Source organism: Spirillospora sp. NPDC049652, from assembly GCF_040675125.1.
GTDB lineage: Bacteria > Actinomycetota > Actinomycetes > Streptosporangiales > Streptosporangiaceae > Spirillospora.
In genome coordinates this window covers 1-15,566 of the sequence record NZ_JBFAOF010000077.1, presented here as the reverse complement: position 1 = coordinate 15,566, position 15,566 = coordinate 1, and the positions used below count along the sequence as shown (strand labels likewise).

General features: G+C 73.0%; 20 protein-coding genes. 12 read left to right on the top strand and 8 right to left on the bottom strand.

Translation table 11 applies throughout. The annotated features are described in order from the left end of the window. The 3 genes from AB0J52_RS08330 to AB0J52_RS08320 all read left to right on the top strand — a co-directional run. The coding region (locus AB0J52_RS08330; RefSeq protein WP_500180890.1) for an exodeoxyribonuclease VII large subunit at positions 1-236 on the top strand (236 nt) is incomplete at its 5' end. 176 nt (positions 237-412) lie between these two features. Beyond that, a complete protein-coding gene (locus AB0J52_RS08325; RefSeq protein ID WP_500180889.1) occupies positions 413-781 on the top strand; it encodes a hypothetical protein in 369 nt (122 codons plus the stop codon). 103 nt (positions 782-884) lie between these two features. Beyond that, a complete protein-coding gene (locus tag AB0J52_RS08320; protein WP_500180888.1) occupies positions 885-1,127 on the top strand; it encodes an exodeoxyribonuclease VII small subunit in 243 nt (80 codons plus the stop codon). Between the two features lie 7 nt (positions 1,128-1,134). Here the strand turns inward: AB0J52_RS08320 and AB0J52_RS08315 are convergent, their stop codons facing one another. Then, positions 1,135-1,875, bottom strand: a complete 741-nt coding sequence (locus AB0J52_RS08315; protein ID WP_500180887.1) for a DUF4245 domain-containing protein — start codon at positions 1,873-1,875, stop codon at positions 1,135-1,137. Between the two features lie 14 nt (positions 1,876-1,889). Then, positions 1,890-2,516 carry a TetR/AcrR family transcriptional regulator gene (locus tag AB0J52_RS08310; RefSeq protein WP_500180886.1) on the bottom strand — a complete coding sequence of 209 codons (627 nt, stop codon included), beginning with the start codon at positions 2,514-2,516 and terminating at the stop codon, positions 1,890-1,892. Positions 2,517-2,671: 155 nt separating this feature from the next. Between AB0J52_RS08310 and glpX the strand changes: the two genes are divergently transcribed. Then, the gene (gene glpX / locus AB0J52_RS08305) at positions 2,672-3,706 is read left to right on the top strand and encodes a class II fructose-bisphosphatase (protein ID WP_500180885.1); all 1,035 of its coding nucleotides are present in this window, start codon (positions 2,672-2,674) and stop codon (positions 3,704-3,706) included. A gap of 122 nt (positions 3,707-3,828) precedes the next feature. On the opposite strand, the gene AB0J52_RS08300 is transcribed toward glpX, so the two are convergent. From AB0J52_RS08300 to AB0J52_RS08290, 3 genes are all read right to left on the bottom strand, one after another. Next, positions 3,829-5,109 (bottom strand): DUF6348 family protein, encoded by a 1,281-nt coding sequence (locus AB0J52_RS08300; RefSeq protein ID WP_500180884.1) that lies wholly within the window; start codon positions 5,107-5,109, stop codon positions 3,829-3,831. 196 nt (positions 5,110-5,305) lie between these two features. After that, entirely contained in the window at positions 5,306-5,563 is a 258-nt protein-coding gene (locus tag AB0J52_RS08295; protein WP_500180883.1) for a hypothetical protein, read from the bottom strand. A 214-nt stretch (positions 5,564-5,777) separates the two neighbouring features. Beyond that, a complete protein-coding gene (locus AB0J52_RS08290) occupies positions 5,778-6,035 on the bottom strand; it encodes a hypothetical protein (protein ID WP_500180882.1) in 258 nt (85 codons plus the stop codon). Between the two features lie 260 nt (positions 6,036-6,295). On the opposite strand from AB0J52_RS08290, the gene AB0J52_RS08285 reads away from it, so the two are divergent. The 7 genes from AB0J52_RS08285 (at position 6,296) to AB0J52_RS08255 (ending at position 12,399) form a co-directional block, all read left to right on the top strand. After that, positions 6,296-6,622: a hypothetical protein gene (locus AB0J52_RS08285; protein WP_500180881.1), complete on the top strand. Its 327-nt coding sequence runs from the start codon at positions 6,296-6,298 to the stop codon at positions 6,620-6,622. A gap of 200 nt (positions 6,623-6,822) precedes the next feature. Beyond that, positions 6,823-8,547 carry a carboxylesterase/lipase family protein gene (locus tag AB0J52_RS08280; protein ID WP_500180880.1) on the top strand — a complete coding sequence of 575 codons (1,725 nt, stop codon included), beginning with the start codon at positions 6,823-6,825 and terminating at the stop codon, positions 8,545-8,547. Between the two features lie 133 nt (positions 8,548-8,680). After that, the gene (locus AB0J52_RS08275; protein WP_500180879.1) at positions 8,681-9,103 is read left to right on the top strand and encodes a DUF4260 family protein; all 423 of its coding nucleotides are present in this window, start codon (positions 8,681-8,683) and stop codon (positions 9,101-9,103) included. Further along, positions 9,096-9,611, top strand: a complete 516-nt coding sequence (locus tag AB0J52_RS08270) for a TetR/AcrR family transcriptional regulator (protein ID WP_500180878.1) — start codon at positions 9,096-9,098, stop codon at positions 9,609-9,611. The genes AB0J52_RS08275 and AB0J52_RS08270 overlap by 8 nt, the downstream gene beginning before the upstream one ends. Before the next feature lie 97 nt (positions 9,612-9,708). Then, positions 9,709-10,242 carry a hypothetical protein gene (locus AB0J52_RS08265; RefSeq protein ID WP_500180877.1) on the top strand — a complete coding sequence of 178 codons (534 nt, stop codon included), beginning with the start codon at positions 9,709-9,711 and terminating at the stop codon, positions 10,240-10,242. 79 nt (positions 10,243-10,321) lie between these two features. Beyond that, positions 10,322-10,966: a TetR family transcriptional regulator gene (locus AB0J52_RS08260; protein WP_500180876.1), complete on the top strand. Its 645-nt coding sequence runs from the start codon at positions 10,322-10,324 to the stop codon at positions 10,964-10,966. Positions 10,967-11,052: 86 nt separating this feature from the next. After that, positions 11,053-12,399, top strand: coding sequence for an SMI1/KNR4 family protein (locus AB0J52_RS08255; RefSeq protein WP_500180875.1), 1,347 nt, complete (start codon positions 11,053-11,055; stop codon positions 12,397-12,399). On the opposite strand, the gene AB0J52_RS08250 is transcribed toward AB0J52_RS08255, so the two are convergent. After that, entirely contained in the window at positions 12,396-12,992 is a 597-nt protein-coding gene (locus AB0J52_RS08250; protein ID WP_500180874.1) for a DUF1707 SHOCT-like domain-containing protein, read from the bottom strand. The two genes, AB0J52_RS08255 and AB0J52_RS08250, sit on opposite strands and share 4 nt — an antisense overlap. Positions 12,993-13,202: 210 nt before the next feature. Between AB0J52_RS08250 and AB0J52_RS08245 the strand changes: the two genes are divergently transcribed. After that, positions 13,203-14,453 carry an MFS transporter gene (locus tag AB0J52_RS08245; RefSeq protein ID WP_500180873.1) on the top strand — a complete coding sequence of 417 codons (1,251 nt, stop codon included), beginning with the start codon at positions 13,203-13,205 and terminating at the stop codon, positions 14,451-14,453. Positions 14,454-14,587: 134 nt separating this feature from the next. Here the strand turns inward: AB0J52_RS08245 and AB0J52_RS08240 are convergent, their stop codons facing one another. Next, positions 14,588-14,818, bottom strand: a complete 231-nt coding sequence (locus tag AB0J52_RS08240) for a hypothetical protein (RefSeq protein WP_500180872.1) — start codon at positions 14,816-14,818, stop codon at positions 14,588-14,590. Positions 14,819-14,888: 70 nt separating this feature from the next. After that, positions 14,889-15,566 (bottom strand): aminotransferase-like domain-containing protein (locus tag AB0J52_RS08235; protein WP_500180871.1); only part of this gene is annotated, 678 nt, incomplete at its 5' end.

Sequence of the window (15,566 nt, the reverse complement as noted above, 5' to 3'; positions counted from 1 at the left end):
CTCGACGACTCCGGCCGGGCACTGCTCGCCGACGTTCCGCTCACCCTCACCACGCCCGGGCCCGGCTGCTGGCCCTCTCCCCCGCCGCGACCCTCGCGCGCGGTTACGCGATCGTCCAGCGGGACGACGACGGGGTCGTCCGGGACGCCGCGTCGGTCGAGGACGGCGAGGCCCTCGTCGTCCGGCTGGCCGAGGGCCGCCTCGGCGTGACCGTCACCGAACGCCACATCCCCTGAGCCCGCGGCCCGGCGCACGGCCGGCGGACGATCCGGCGCACGGCCGGGCCGCGCTGGCCGCCTCCGGCCCGGCCGTAGCCGCTTCCGGCCTCCCCGAAATCTTGGAACGTTTGCGCAAGTAGGCGAATGTGGTCACGGACCGCGGATCACCTTCCCGCTTTCGGAGGAGAACGGACATGTCCGTACTGAGCTGGACCCGCCGGACGGCCCTGGCCGCCGGAACCTGCGCCGTGGCGTCCCTCGCCCTGGTCGCGCCCGCCCACGCGAGCGTCTCCCCCACCACGGTGGGGCCGACCGGGCGCTGCGCCGCGGTGGAGTTCACCGAGCTGCACGGCGGCCACGACTACATGCGCGCCAACCCCACGGTCGACTGGAACGGGGTGTGCCGGTTCGGGATCCACGACTTCTCGACCGGGGCGGACTACCCCACGAACGGGCCCGAGGAGACCCCGGAGCCCGGCATCTACGACGGTCCCGGCCACAGCGAGGCCGTCTACGTCCACGACCTGGTCTCCGACACCTGGGGCTGGGGGCCGCGCAACTGAGTCAGCCGCCCCGGCGCCCCCAGGGCGTGTCTCGAAGCCGGCGCCCGTGGCGAGCGGCGCGCGGCAGGCGGCCGGCTTCGAGACAGGCCCTACGCTGGACGGCGTGGCTGAAGCGAAGACGGAACAGAGCTATGAGCAGGCGCGGGACGAGCTGACCGAGGTCGTCCGCAAGCTGGAGGCGGGCGGCCTCACCCTGGAGGAGTCGCTGAACCTGTGGGAGCGCGGCGAGAAGCTGGCCGCCGTCTGCGAGGAGTGGCTGGAGGGCGCCCGCGCCCGCCTCACCGCCGCCATGAACGCCGAGGCCGCCGAGTCGGACGGCGCGTCCGACCAGGCGGCCCCGTTCTGACGGTTCCTCAGGAGCGCTGCGTGGGGGCGGGCGTCACGACGCTCGTGCCGTTCTTGTCCAGCGGCTTGAGCGCGGCGGCGAGGACGGCCAGCTCGTCGTAGCTCGCGGTGCCGGTCACCACGATGCTCACGCCGTCCGGCAGGGTGCGGGCGAGCGAGTTGGCCTTCTTGTCGCGGCGGAAGTAGGTGTCCCAGGTCACGCCGTTCACGGTCCTGGAGCCGAGGGCGTTCTTGCTGTTGGTCATCCGGGGGACGTATTCCTTGGCCTTCTCGTTGCTCTCCTCGAGCGCGGCGTACTGCCCGGACGGCGCAAGGAAGCCCAGGTGCCACTGGACCGGCTTGCCCTTCTCCCCGAGGCCGGTCAGCCGGGCGCTGGTCGCGCGCCAGCCGGCGGGCAGCCCCTGCGGCCCCCAGGCCTGGTAGGGGCCGTTGTGGGCGAGCGCCCACGCCTGCGAGCCGTAGTCGACCGTCGGGAGCAGCTCCTTGTTCGACCGCGGGGTGATCAGGAAGATCACGCCGACCAGCAGCAGGCACGCGACGATCGCCGAGGCGAACCCGCCGAGCCCGGTGGTCAGCCGCTTGTAGATCCCCGGCGAGACCTGCACCGAGCGCGGCTGCGAGGCAGTGCCGGCGGCGTCCTGCGGAGCGGCGGCCGGGCGCGCGGAACCGGCCGCGCCGCCTTCGGGGCGGGGCCCGGACGGGCGCGGCTGCTCGGAGGTCGTCGTCGGGGCGGGGCTCTCGTCGCTCACCCCTCCAGGATCCCCTACGGTCGCCGCTGCTCTGTACGGGGGTTCCGGATAGTGCCCACGATCGCCATGATGTCGTCGGCGAGCCGCCGCGACCCCTCGGCGTCGTCGCTCAGCGAGACCTCCGACACCGCCCCCGCCATCGCGCCGGTCAGGACGACGACCAGCGCCTCGTCCACGCCGCCGCCGTCGGTGTGGAACAGCGCGGCGTTGCGCCGGGCCCACTTGTTGAGCCGCTGCCGCATCACCCGGTCGAACCCGGGCGGCCCGTCGCCGGAGATGAACAGCCGGGACACGTCGCGCTCCTCGATGCACCCGTCGAGGTAGGCGCCCGCGCCCGCGATGAACTGCCGCATCGGGTCGGCCTCGCCCTCCTCCCGCACCGCGTTGATCGCCTTGCGGGTGCGCTCCTGCTGCCGTCCCTGGAACTCCTCGAACAGCGTGAGGTACAGGTCGGCCTTGCCGTTGAAGTGGTGGTAGAGGCTGCCGACGCTGGCCCCCGCCTTGGCGACGATGTCGGTGACCGCGGCCTGGGCGAAGCCGGCCTCGCAGAACACGTCCCGCGCCGCCGCCAGCAGGGCTCCGCGCGTCGCCGCCCCCCGGTCCGAGGTGCGCGGCGGGGTCGTGTCGATGTCGCTGCTCATGACCCTAGAGGTTACGCCGGACGATCGCGGGAGACGATCCCTACCAACGCGTCCACGCGCTCCCGTGCCGCCGGCTCTGGTCTGGTCCAATTTGGAGCCCGGCGCGGGACCCCCGGAGAATCCGGGTGAGCCATCGACCGAAAGGGCGTCCCGCCATGTCCGACGACACCATCGTCTCCTCCCCTCTCGTCACCGAGCCCGAGGCTCCGGACCGGAACCTGGCACTGGAGCTGGCGCGGGTGACCGAGGCCGCGGCGATGGCCGCCGCCCGCTGGGTGGGCCGGGGCGACAAGAACGGCGCCGACGGCGCGGCCGTCAACGCCATGCGCCAGCTGATCAACACCGTGTCCATGAGCGGCGTGGTGGTGATCGGCGAGGGCGAGAAGGACAACGCCCCGATGCTCTACAACGGCGAGCAGGTCGGGGACGGGTCCGGCGCGGAATGCGACGTGGCCGTCGACCCGGTGGACGGGACCCGGCTGACCGCGCTCGGCATGAACAACGCCATCGCCGTCCTCGCGGTCGCGCCGCGCGGTTCCATGTACGACCCGTCCGCGGTGTTCTACATGGAGAAGCTGGTCACCGGGCCCGAGGCGGCCGACGCGGTGGACATCGAGCGGCCGATCGCCGAGAACATCCGGGCCGTGGCCCGCGCCAAGGGCTCCTCGGTGGACGACGTGACCGTCGTCATCCTGGACCGGCCGCGGCACGAGGGCATCGTCAAGGAGATCCGGGAGACCGGCGCGCGGATCAAGTTCATCCTGGACGGCGACGTCGCCGGCGCGATCATGGCCGCCCGCGAGGGCACCGGCGTGGACCTGCTGCTGGGCATCGGCGGCACCCCCGAGGGCATCATCGCCGCCTGCGCGATCAAGGCCCTCGGCGGCGTCCTGCAGGGCAAGCTGTGGCCGAAGGACGACGCCGAGCGGCAGAAGGCCATCGACGCCGGGCACGACCTCGACCGCGTCCTGACCACCGACGACCTGGTCTCGTCCGACGACGTGTTCTTCGCCGCCACCGGCAACACCGACGGCGAGCTCGCCGACGGCGTCCGCTACGGCAAGGGCCGCGCCCGCACCCACTCGCTGGTGATGCGCTCCCGCAGCGGCACGATCCGCACCATCCACAGCGAGCACCAGCTCAGCAAGCTCCGGGCCTACAGCGCGATCAACTTCGACTCCGCCGTCTGACCTGAGGGCACGGATGATCTGAGGGCACGGTCGATCCGAGCACGATGGGCCCGGCGCGGCGCGCCGGGCTCACGTGTTCCTCGGGCAGGCCAGAAGGTCAGGTCAAGTCAGGTCAGGCCGGGTCAGCATTGGCCGACGCGGAGGCGGGGGTCGCGGTCGCCGAGGACGACGTCGGCGGGCCAGGACTTCCGGAGCACCTCGCCCAGCAGCGGATGCGTGGATTCGAGCACCTCGCTGAAGCGCAGCGAGCCGTTCTCGTTGTTCCGCTGGCCGCCGAGGACGACCGGGGCGCGCAGCACGTCCTCGCCCCAGGGCTCGATGACGTTGCACAACAGGCCCTCGAAACGGCGTCCCTCGATCGTGCCGTCGTTCATCCTGGCGACGTACTCGTCGATCACCGGCGCCTGGAGGTAGACCCAGACCAGGTAGACCACGGTGCGTCCGTCGTCGAGGCGGACCGGCAGCCGGACCTTGAGGAAGTTCCCGACGCCCTCTGCGATCTTGATGAGTCCCGTGTCGGTCCGGATCCGCCGGGCCCGCTCCTCGGTGGAGAGCCCGGCCAGCAGATGCGGTTCGGGCAGTTCGAAGCCCGGGTGCTCCGGGTCCAGGTGGCCTCCGCAGCCGCAGTCGTCGCCGCAGCCCGACCCGTGGTCGTGGTCGCCGGGCTCCTCCCCTTCGGCCTCGGTCGCCGGGAGGAGCAGGGCGAAGTAGCGGACGACGGTGAACACCGACGGCTCGGGCAGGTCGAGCGCCGCCAGCGCCGCCGAGGCGGCCTCGTCGCGCTCGCCGTTGACCCGGACCTCGCACTCCATGGCCCCGGGACGTCCGCCGTAGAAGACCCTGACCCCGTTGAAGAACGGCGACTCCAGGGCCGGGGCGAGTTCGGCCGCGATGCGGTGGAGCACGTTCGCCTCCACCAGGGCGGACTGGAGGCGCTCGTTCTCGGCGGTGTCCAGGCCGTAGCCGAGGACGCCCGAGGTGATCGAGCGCCAGCCCGGGACGCCGCGCTCGTGGCGGGGGCCGGCGCGGTCGGCGAAGCGCCCGTCCGCCCGGAGGAGTTCGAGCAGGCACGCGCCGGCCGTCTGCACCCAGGCGGCCGCCGCCTGCCGCGGATCCCCGGTCACCGCGACGGCGCAGTCCAGGAAGCACGGGACGTCCGGCTGGACGGTGACGTCCGGGAAGGCGATGAGGTCGTAGTGGTGGCCGTCGGCGTGGTCGGGCGGCGCGACGCCGATCGCCCAGCCGTCCGGGCTGAACAGCGTGTTCCCCTTGAGTTCGGCCCCGTGGGCGGCGCCGGGCGCGTACTCCTCGAGGCAGTCCCTCACCAGCGCGAGGAACTCCAGGTCCGGCAGGCGCTTCCCGGCCGGACCGGTACCGCTCGTACGGCGTCGCATGAAAGGCATGCGGCGGATCTTAACCGGGCTCTTCGCCCTGCTTCGAAGGCTTTTCGCAGCTCGCGCCGCCTTCATCACTGCCCGCCAACGGGCAGGCCCCGCGTCGTCCGGGGTCGGTGTTCCACGTGTGAGGCGTGGCGCGCGTCGCACGCCACGCCCCGAGCGCGGAGGTCCGCCGCCCTGAGGGCGGCGCGGCGGGGGGCCGCTACCGGCACGCCTCCCGGATCTTCTCCTGGTAGTAGGCCGGGAGGTCCTTGATCTTGTCGCCCCGGAGAAGCGGATAGATGATGTCCCCGCGGGTCTTGTTCCGCAGGTCGGCGGGCATGCGCATGGTGACCTGCTCGACGGTGAGCTCCTTGATGCTGTTCAGGTCGCAGGTCGCGGGGGCGGCATGGGCGGGCAGCGCGACGGCGCCCAGCGACAGCGCGAGGGCCGTCGCGGAGACCACGGCACGGACGTTCATCTCCAACTCCTCAACTCGGAAGAACGGATGACGTCCACACAACTACCCTCAGAAGCAGATCGACTACCTGGGGTCACGGAGATGTGCCGTCACGGTCCCGGACGCGCCGGTCCCGGGAAAGCGACCGGCGGGTGACCACGGCCGTCCCGGCATGACGGAGGGCGGACGCCGCGAGCGTCCGCCCTCCCCACCGGCCCTCATCGAGCCGGCGACCTCACTTCTTGCGGCACGCGGTCTGGAAGTCCGCCCTGACCCCCGCCGGGAGACTGCTCAGCTTCTCGTGCTTGAAGGAGTTGTAGAGCGGGTGGGTCTTGAACCTGTGCTGCGTCTGCCGGTTCAGCTTCGCGACCGCCTGCTCGATGGTGAGGCCGGCCTGGCTGAAGTCGCACGACGCGGCGGCATGGGCGGGCACCGCGACGGCGCCCAGCGACAGCGCGCACGCCGCCGCGGTGACCATGGCTCGGACGTTCATCTCCACACTCCTCGGCTCGGGGAAGGTTGACAACGTCCACCCCACTACCCACCGTCATTGATTGGCTACCTTACGCGACGGCCAGCTCTTGCTCACGCCTCCCGCGGACGTACCCGCACCGGCGGAGGGAACGATCGTCCGGCGCGGATGATCTCGTTAAGAACGCGGGAGTTTTCGCAGGTGAAAGGCCGGGAAATCCCCCCACAGCTACAGAGAGTAGCTGATCGAGTGCCCAACGTGGGCACCGTGGGAGGAGTTCCATGAAGCCGACCTACCTCGCCGTGGCCGCCGCCCTGGCCACGACCCCGCTGTTCGCGGCCCCCGCGCACGCCGCGGACCACGACCGTCCGTACTACCGGACGCCGACGTACGAGTGCCTGTCCCTCTTCACCACCCGCACCCTGCCCGCCACGGCCTTCGGCAACGACTGCTGGGCCGCGCCGGGATCGCCCGTGTTCGGCTACTTCCACGGCAGGCTCCGGCTGAGGTCTCCCGGCCATCCGACGCTCCACTGCACGTTCGCCAACCTCACCCGGTTCCCCTGGCGGATCGTCGCCCGCGGCTGCTGGTTCAGCTACTACTACTGAGGCGCGCCCGCCGCCACGGCGGACCGCCGCGTGTGAGCAGCCCCCGGCCGGGCCACAGCCGGGGGCGTCCCCTCTCGCGCGGGGCCGTCACCGGTGCGGGCTGTCACTGGTGCGGGGCTGTCAGGACGCGGTGCGCGGACGGTGCGCGGCACCGGCGAGGGTTCCCTCATCGACCCCCGAACGATGACACGGAGCCCACGATGAACACTCCCCTGAAGCTCACGCTCGTCCCCGCCGTCCTCGGCCTGACCCTGGCGACCGGCTACGGAGTCGCCTCCGCCGCCCCTGTCACCGCCGCCCGGCAGGGCGCGCCGTCCGGTTCCCTCGTCGCCGGCACCGATGCCGGTGCGCTGCGCGGGGTGGACCGCGGGCAGGCGCACCAGTACCTCGGCATCCCGTACGCGGCGCCCCCGGTGGGCGCGCTGCGGTGGAGGTCACCGCAGCCGGCGCGTCCGTGGAAGGGAGTCCGGGATGCGACGGCGTCCGGACCCGCGTGCGTCGGCCCGACCTACAACCTCCCGGCCGGGACGAGCGTCAGCGAAGACTGCCTCACCGTGAACGTCACCACTCCGGCGAGCGCGCCCGCCCGTCCGCGTCCGGTGATGGTGTTCGTGCACGGAGGCGACTTCACGTCCGGCACCGGAAGCGCCTTCGACCCGTCGGAGATGGCCGCGCGCGGCGACGTCGTGGTGGTCACCGTGAACTACCGGCTCGGCGTCTTCGGCTTCTTCGGCTACCCGGGACTGCCGGGGTCGGGCGACTTCGGCCTGCAGGACCAGCAGGCCGCGCTGCGCTGGGTGCAGCGCAACGCCCGCGCGTTCGGCGGGGACGCCGCGAACGTGACGCTGTTCGGGCAGTCCGCCGGCTCGGCCTCCGTCTGCGCCCAGCTCACCTCGCCGACCGCGCGCGGCAGGTTCAGCAAGGTGATCCTGCAGAGCGCGAGCTGCGGCACCTACCAGCCGCGCCTCTACCCGGGAGCCCCCGCGCCCGCACCGCGAACCGTCTCGCCATGGGCCCCGCTCAAAACCGTGACCGCGCGGGGCACCACGCTCGCGTCCAAACTCGGCTGCACCGGCGCCGACGCGGTCGCCTGCCTCCGCAAGACTTCGGTGGACGCCCTCGCCGGGCCCGGCACGATGGCCGACCCCACGTTCCCGTCCTTCGGCTCGCCCGCCTTCGGCACCCCGACGCTCCCCACCGACCCCGCCCAGGCGATCAGGCGCGGACGGTTCGCCCGGGTCCCGGTGATGGCCGGGCACACCCGCGACGAGGGGCGGTTCGTCACCGCGTCCATCGTGAACCCGGCCGTCGGCAAGGTGACGTTCACCCCGGACGTCTACACGAAGCTCACCGACGCCGCCTACGGCCCCGACGCCGCCGCCGTCCGCCGCGCCTACCGGCCCGCGTCCTACGCGGACGACCTGCTGCCCGGCACTCCGGCCGCCGACCGTCCGAAGATCGAAGGGGCCCTCGCCTGGGCGGCGATCGAGACCGACCGCGCCTCGGTCTGCCCGATCCTGGCCGACGCGGACGCCCTGGCCCGCCGGGTCCCGACGTACGCCTACGAGTTCGCCGACCGCACCGCGCCGACCTGGATCCCCGTCCCGGCCGGGTTCCCCGGCGGTGCCGCCCACCTGACCGACCTGCCCTACCTGTTCGCGACGACCCGTCCCGCGATGCCCGGCACCGACGACGGCCCCGCCAAGCTCTCCCCCGCCCAGCGACGCCTGTCGGCGCAGATGATCGGCTACTGGACGTCCTTCGCCCACCGGGGAGCCCCCAAGGCCGCCGACGCCCCGGCCTGGCCCCGCTACAGGGCCACCGACCCGCGCGTCCAGAGCCTCGCGGCGGGCGGTGCCGCCAAGGCCCCGATCACCACCGACGCCACCGCCCACAAGTGCCGCTTCTGGGCCACCGTCCGCTAGCCGACCGGACCGACGCCTGCGCTGGAAGACCCCGGCGCAGGCGTCGGTCCGGTGCGCGGGGCCGCACCTCCCCTTGACGGCTAACGGCGTTAGCCATACAGTCTGGCTAACACCGTTAGCAGAGGAGGCCGGGATGGTTCAGCAGGGTGCAGTGATGGACGGGTTCGCCGCACAGGGCCGGTCGCCGCTGTGGTGGGCGGCGCGAGTGGGCTGGGCCGGACTCTGGCTCTTCTACGCCGCCTTCGCCGGGGTGGAGGTCTGGAACCACGGCGTGTGGGCGCTCGTCGCGGCCTTCGCCTTCTTCGTCGCCCCCGACGTCATGATGGCCATCGACGGGAAGAACGGCGGCCAGGGCAAGCTCGGGCCCGGTGCGGTGCCCTTCTACAACGCCGCGCACCGCACGGTGGTCCCGCTCGCGCTGGCCGTCGCCTACACCGTCTTGTCACTGGACGCCCCCGCCCTCTTCGCCGGGCTCCTCGGCTGGCTCGGCCACATCGCCATGGACCGGACGTTCGGCTACGGCCTCCGCGCCGCGGACGGGTCCCGCCGTGGCTGACCGTCCCCGCTCGCGGCAGATCGTCGACGCCGCCCGTGAACTGCTGGAGACCGAGGGCGCGGCGGCCCTGACCATGCGGCGCATCGCCGACCGGCTGGGCATCCGCGCGCCGTCGCTGTACAAGCACTTCCCCGACAAGCAGGCCGTCGAGGCCGAGCTGATCGCGGCGGGGCTGATGGAGATGGCCGAGGCGCAGGAGGCCGCTTTGGCCGGAGGGCCGGAGCAGCCGCTCGTCGCCCTCGGCGCCGCCTACCGGGCGTACGCCCTGGCCCATCCGCACCTCTACCGGCTGATGACCGAGGGCCCGCTGCCGCGTCACCTGCTCCCGGACGGCCTGGAGGCGCGCGCCGCCGAACCGCTGGTCAGGGTCGTCCCGGGCGAACACCGCTCGCGCGCGGTCTGGGCGTTCGCGCACGGCATGGTCACTCTCGAACTCGACGGGCGCTTCCCTCCGGACGCCGATCTGGACCACGCCTGGCGGATCGGCCTCACCGCCTTCTCCGGCTGACCGCACGTCCGGCCGCCGCGGGCCGTCCGGGCGGACGGAGTTCGCGTCCCGTCGTGTCGCACCAGGTCAGCAGGGGTGAGCGTGCCACGATCGGCGGGTGGACGAGCCGCGACCGGAGCCGAACGAGTCCGACGGCGCCCTGCGGTTGCGCATCGAGATCGCGACCGAGCGCCTCAAGGAACGCATCTACGCCACGATCACCATGATCGCGGTCACCGCCGGCCTGGCCCTCGGCGGCCACGTGGGTCCCGCCGGGGCGGCGCTGTCGGTGGTCGGCACCGCCGGAGGGCTCTGGCTGGCCACGCTCGTCTCGGACGGCCAGGCGCACATGACCGTCCACGGCTCCCGTCCCGACCGGCACGGGATGCTGCGCGCGCTCTATGTCACGAGCCCGCTGCTCCTGTCGGCGGTGAGCCCGCTGCTCCTGGTCGGCGTCGCCGCGCTCGACCTGATGAAGCTGCGGACCGCCCTGCTCATCGCCGTCGGCCTGGACGTCCTGTCCCTGTTCCTGTGGGGCTACCTCGGCGCGCGACGCCTGGGCGGCCGTCCGGTCGTCGCGCTGGTGGCGGGCGTCCTCGACCTCCTGATCGGCGCCGTCGTCGTCGGCGTCAAGCTGCTCGCCGGCCACTGACGCCCGCGCGGGAGGCGGGGAGCCGAGTGGGACCCGGTCTCCTTCGGCAACCGGGCACGGGCGGTATACGGTGCGTCGCATGACCTCTTCGAAGGCGGACGAGGACGCCCTCCGGGCGCTGCCGCTGCGCGAGCGGAAGAAGCTGCGGACGCGGCGCGCGCTCGCCGAGGCGGCGCTGCGGATGTTCACCGAGCGGGGCTTCGACGCCGTCACGCTCGAAGAGCTCGTGGACGCCGTCGAGGTCTCCAAGAGCACCTTCTTCCGCACCTTCCCCGCCAAGGAGGCGGCGGCGATCGAGGCCGAGGAGGAGCTGTGGACGGCCTACCTCGCCGCCCTCCAGGCCCCCGACGGCCTTCCCGAAGGGCGCGTGATCGACGTCCTCCAGCGCGTCCTCACCGAGGTGGTGACCGGGCTCGGGCCGGAGTGGGGCGAGCGGTACACCGCGACGCGGCGGCTCGTGGTGACCGCGCCGTCCCTGCTCGCGTACGCGTCGAGCCACCGGCACGGCGTCGAGCAGGCACTCGCCGGCCTGCTCGGCGAACGGCTCGGGCTGCCCGCCGACGACCTGCGGCCGCAGGTTCTCGCGCAGCTCACGACGACCGCGTGGAGCGTGGCCGCGCGCGGCTGGGTCTTCTCCGACGCGCCGTTCGGCGACCTGCTCGACCGGGTCGGACGGGCTTACGCGGCGATCTCCGGCAGCCTGGAACTGTCCGTCCCGCGCTGATCCCCCCGGCGACGGCCGGGATGCCGGATTGTCGGGCCGGAGCGGCACAATCGGGCCTCCAGGTGATCACCGACGCCGGAGGCCCCATGCCCGCCCTCGAAGACTTCGCCACCTGGGAACCCTTGCTGCGGCTCGTCCGGAACGGCCTCGCGCCGGAGCGGAGCGGCCGGGCGTCCGGGTTCATCGGCCGGGGCGGCTGGAGCGTTCCGGCGCCGCGTCCAGCGCCCGTCCCCGGGCGCGCGTCCCTGGTCAGCGACATGCAGGAGGAGTGGGACGCGGTCGAGACGCTGCGCGACTCGCTCGGCGACCTGGAGTACGTCTCGTTCGTCGTCGACATCGAGCCGGACGGACGGACCGTCCTCCGCCTGATCGACACCGGCCCCGCCGCCGGCCTCGGCGTCGGAAGCGCCGCCCCGGGCGAGCTCGTCTTCGTCGAGGGCGCGGTTCCGGAGCTGTGGCGCCGCCTCCCCGACCCGGCCCCCGACACCTCGCCCTCCCCCACCGCCGACCCCGCGCTGCTGGAGCGGACGCTCCGCGAGCGGCTGCCCGGCGCGATCGGCGCGACGGACGAGGAGATCGCCGCCGCCGAGGCACGGCTCGGCGTGCCGCTCCCCGCCGAACTGAAGGCGCTCTACCGCGTCACCCGGGCCGACCACGCCGACCTGAAGGGCGACTACGAGGCGATGAGCGCGTTCGCCGCCGCCGTCCGCTGCGAGCTCTTCCCGCTGGACGCGCTCTACGTCGCGGACCCGGCGTCCCGTCCGACGCTGTGGATGTTCGGGGCGACCGAGGCGGTCGTGACGAACCCGGACGACGCCGTTCAGGGCGTCGTCGGGTCACCCGGATGGATCGCGTTCGGCGACAACGGCGGCGGTGACCGCTACGCGGTCGACCTGACGCCCGGCCCGAAGGGACGTCCGGGACAGATCATCCTGCTCGGCCACGAGTCCAGCGTCGGCGGGGAGCTGATCGCCGACTCGCTCACCGACATGATCGTCCACGACCGGCGGAGCGAGGCGACGCCGTCCGGCGTCCCGTCCCCGAAGGTGGGCCATGTCAACGGCGCGCACCTGCCGAGCGTCGAGGCCGCCGCGCACCGTGAGCTGGAGGTGCTGAGCCTCGGGGTGCGGGAAGGGGGACCCGTCAGCCTCGCGCCGGTCTTCGACTGCCCGCGCCTGCGGACGCTCGTCGCCTACCCGCGCACCCTCGCCGACCCGCTGGAGATCACCCGGCTCGGGAACCTGGAGTACCTCTCGCTGCCGGCGGACGACTGGCGGGTCCTGCTCGACGCCGGCGCCGTCCCGCGCACGCTGCTCGCGGCCGGGTTCGAGGGCCGGGGCGATCCGCTGGAGCTCACGGCCCTCGCCAACGAGCTGCTCGCGCTGTTCGGACGGCCGCTGATCAAGCAGACCGTCCTCGAAGGCGTGCTCTAGGAGCGCCGTCGGGGCAGGCGGGCGCGGGCGCGCTCCCGAAGCGTCCGTCTGGGGGCGCGGGCCGTGACCGAGCCGAAGATCAGCATGCCGCCGACCTCCACGGTCGGGCCATCGTGCTCGGGACGGGTGCGCACGTCGCGGGCGGTGAGCGCGGTGCGTCCGGTCACCGTCACGTGCACGCCGTCCGGGACGAGCAGCCGGACGCGCCCGGCCACCAGCAGCGAGTCGAGGACGATGTGGCGGCGCTGCAGGACGGCCTCGCGCAGATCGAGTTCGACCGTCCCGAACAGGGCGATCAGCGGCAGTTTCACCGGGACGACCCAGCGGCCCTCGCGCCGCGTCCGCCCGAAGAACACCGACACGGGACGGTCGTCCACCAGGATCGGCTGCGACTCCTCGGGGCTCAGGTCGGTGGTGAGGCCGGTGAGTTCGCCCAGCGTGCGGGAGGCGTAGGCGCGGGAGGTGCGCTCGGAGTGCTCCTCCAGCGTGAGCCGCCCGTCGGCGAGCGCCTCGCCGAGGACCGCGACCACGCGTTCCCGGTCGGCGTCTGACGCGCGCAGGTCGCGTACCCGCGGCGGGCGGCTGCTGTCCACGCCGCCAGGGTATCCGCCCGCCGTCCCGGCGGGGCGTCCGGACGTTTCGGGAGTTCGCGGGGGATCACCCGGCTCGGGGTCTGTGGCCGAAGAGCAACCTTTTCGCTATGTTCGCGACCGTTGACCGGCGCGGGCCCGGCTCTCTACCCTCATCTGAAACTCTTTCATGTTTTTTCGGCCGGCCGGATTCGCGGTTGGGAAGGGGCGGAGATGCCAACGGAAGCCGCCGCGACGGGAGCCGTCACCGGCCGGGACCGGCAGGCCCGGCTCGCCGCGTACGCCGCGTTCGCCGTCCAGGGCCTGTGCTTCGCCACCCTGGTGGGGCGCGTCAACCAGCTGCGCGACGCGCACCACATGAGCGACGACCAGATCAACATCCTGGTGCTGTGCGTGCCGATTATCGCCGGGGTGGGCAGCGCGATCGCCGCGCCGCTGATGGGCCGGTACGGCAGCGGGCCGGTGCTGCGGATCTCGCAGCCGCTGGTCTGCCTGTCCGTCCTCGCCGTCGGCCTCACCGGCGACGCCAACCTGCCGCTCTACCTCCTGATCGGGCTGTTCGGCCTGGCCGTCGGCGCGGTGGACGCCTCGATGAACTCCCAGGCCGTCCGGGCCGAGCGCGCGTACGGGGTCAGCATCCTCACCGGCTTCCACGCGCTCTGGAGCGCGGCCGCCGGGCTCGGCGCGGTCTGGGCGTGGGCCGCCAACGAGTACGTCTTCCCGGACTCGCTCACCAAGTCGCTCGCCGTCGGGTTCGCGATCCCGGCCGTCCTCGGGATCGCGGTGTCCGCCGCGACCGGGACGCGCTTGTACCGCCGCGCCGAGGAGGCCGCGAACATCGCCGCGGACGCCGTGAAGTCGGCGGCCAAGCTCGTCCCGTGGCGCCCCGTGCTGATCATCGGTGTCGCGATGGCCTGCTTCTACATCGCCGACTCGATGCTCTCGAACTTCGGCACGCTGTTCTTCGACAAGGACCTGCACAGCAAGTCCGTCGCGCCGCTCGGCCTCGCCGCCTACCAGGTGATGATGGTCGCCAGCCGCGCCGTCGCCGACTTCGGCGTCCGCCGGTTCGGCGCGACCCTGGTCGTCCGGGTCGGGACGGTCGTGGGGGCGCTCGGCCTGCTGCTGGTCCTCGCCGCGCAGAACGCGCCGATGGCCATCGCCGGGTTCGCGGTCGCCGGCCTCGGGCTGTGCGTGGTCGCCCCGATCTCGTTCTCGGCGGCCGGCAAGGTGGACCCGAGCGGCCTCGGCATCGCGGTCGCGCGGGTCAACATCTTCAACTACGTCGGGTTCGTGGTCGGCGCGGTGATCGTGCTGATCGTCCAGCCGATGTCCAGCTACCAGACCAGCTACGCGGTCCCGGCCGTGCTCGCGCTCGTGATCATCGCGCTGGCCCGGGGCTTCCAGCCCGCCGAGGCGGCCGGGACGCCCGCGCCGGTGGCGGCCGAGCGTCCCGTGGCCTGAGTCCCGTGGCCTGAGTCCCGGGGGCCGATCGGGCCTCACCGGTCTCCCGGTCCCCGGCACACGTCCGCCGCGCACAATCCCCGCTCTGTGCGCGGCGGACGCTTCTGCGCCGGGGGTGACCACCCCACCCGGGGTCAGTCTTCGCTGACGGCCATGACCGCCCTCTCGCCCTCCAGACGGGCCTCTTCGGTGGACATGTCCGTGACGGCACGGTCGAGGGCGGTGATGGTGGCGTCGATCGCGGCGCGGGCGGTGACCGCGTTCTCCAGCGCGCGGTCGAGGTCGCCGAGGCCGATCAGGTCGAACGACACCTGGGCGTCGTGGACGGCCATTTTCAGCTGCCGCGCGGCCTCGTCCAAAGACATCCGAACCTCCTCGTTAAGGGAACCCCGTTTCTACCCGCGACCTCCGTCCATAACCTTCCTGCCAGCGAGATCACACGCCGGAAAGGTCGCCTGTGCGGGCACGTGCGACGGCTGAGCCCAGAATGCCCGCCGCCTCGCGCAGGCCGCATTCGGTGAGGGCCGCGTAGCCGAGGACGAGCGCGGGACGGTTCTGCTCCCTGCCCCACATCCCGCTCGATCCGAAGACCCGCACCCCCGCCTCGGCGGCCAGCCTGACCACGGCGGTCTCGGACGTCCCCGGGGGCAGTTCCAGATACAGGTGGACGCCCGCGGAGACACCCGTGACGACGGCGTCCGGGATGTGGACGCCGAGCGCCTCCACCAGGGCGTCCCGCCTGCCCCGGTAGCGGCGGCGCATCGCCCGCAGGTGCCGGTCGTACGCGCCGTCCGCCAGGAAGCGGGCGAAGGCGTGCTGGTCCAGGACGGGTCCGCCGAGGTCGCTCAGCTCACGGTGTTCGCGCAGCTCAGCGGCCATCCAAGGGGGTGCGACCGCCCAGCCGAGCCGCATCCCCGGCGCGAGCGCCTTGCTGACCGACCCCAGCAGGACGGTCCGCTCGGGCGCGATCCCCTGGAGGCAGCCGACCGGCTCGCTGTCGTAGCGGAACTCGGCGTCGTAGTCGTCCTCGATGATCAGCGCGTCGGCGGCGCGGGCCCAGTCGAGCAGGGCGGCGCGGCGCTCGCAGGCCAGCACGACACCGGTCGGGTACTG

Bases quoted from the DNA above. Each gene is read 5' to 3' on its own strand.
- AB0J52_RS08325 (WP_500180889.1), top strand. From the start codon at position 413: ATGTCCGTACTGAGCTGGACCCGCCGGACGGCCCTGGCCGCCGGAACC.
- AB0J52_RS08310 (WP_500180886.1), bottom strand. From the start codon at position 2,516: ATGAGCAGCGACATCGACACGACCCCGCCGCGCACCTCGGACCGGGGG.
- glpX (WP_500180885.1), top strand. From the start codon at position 2,672: ATGTCCGACGACACCATCGTCTCCTCCCCTCTCGTCACCGAGCCCGAG.
- AB0J52_RS08300 (WP_500180884.1), bottom strand. From the start codon at position 5,109: ATGCCTTTCATGCGACGCCGTACGAGCGGTACCGGTCCGGCCGGGAAG.
- AB0J52_RS08295 (WP_500180883.1), bottom strand. From the start codon at position 5,563: ATGAACGTCCGTGCCGTGGTCTCCGCGACGGCCCTCGCGCTGTCGCTG.
- AB0J52_RS08290 (WP_500180882.1), bottom strand. From the start codon at position 6,035: ATGAACGTCCGAGCCATGGTCACCGCGGCGGCGTGCGCGCTGTCGCTG.
- AB0J52_RS08285 (WP_500180881.1), top strand. From the start codon at position 6,296: ATGAAGCCGACCTACCTCGCCGTGGCCGCCGCCCTGGCCACGACCCCG.
- AB0J52_RS08280 (WP_500180880.1), top strand. From the start codon at position 6,823: ATGAACACTCCCCTGAAGCTCACGCTCGTCCCCGCCGTCCTCGGCCTG.
- AB0J52_RS08275 (WP_500180879.1), top strand. From the start codon at position 8,681: ATGGTTCAGCAGGGTGCAGTGATGGACGGGTTCGCCGCACAGGGCCGG.
- AB0J52_RS08260 (WP_500180876.1), top strand. From the start codon at position 10,322: ATGACCTCTTCGAAGGCGGACGAGGACGCCCTCCGGGCGCTGCCGCTG.
- AB0J52_RS08255 (WP_500180875.1), top strand. From the start codon at position 11,053: ATGCCCGCCCTCGAAGACTTCGCCACCTGGGAACCCTTGCTGCGGCTC.
- AB0J52_RS08245 (WP_500180873.1), top strand. From the start codon at position 13,203: ATGCCAACGGAAGCCGCCGCGACGGGAGCCGTCACCGGCCGGGACCGG.
- AB0J52_RS08240 (WP_500180872.1), bottom strand. From the start codon at position 14,818: ATGTCTTTGGACGAGGCCGCGCGGCAGCTGAAAATGGCCGTCCACGAC.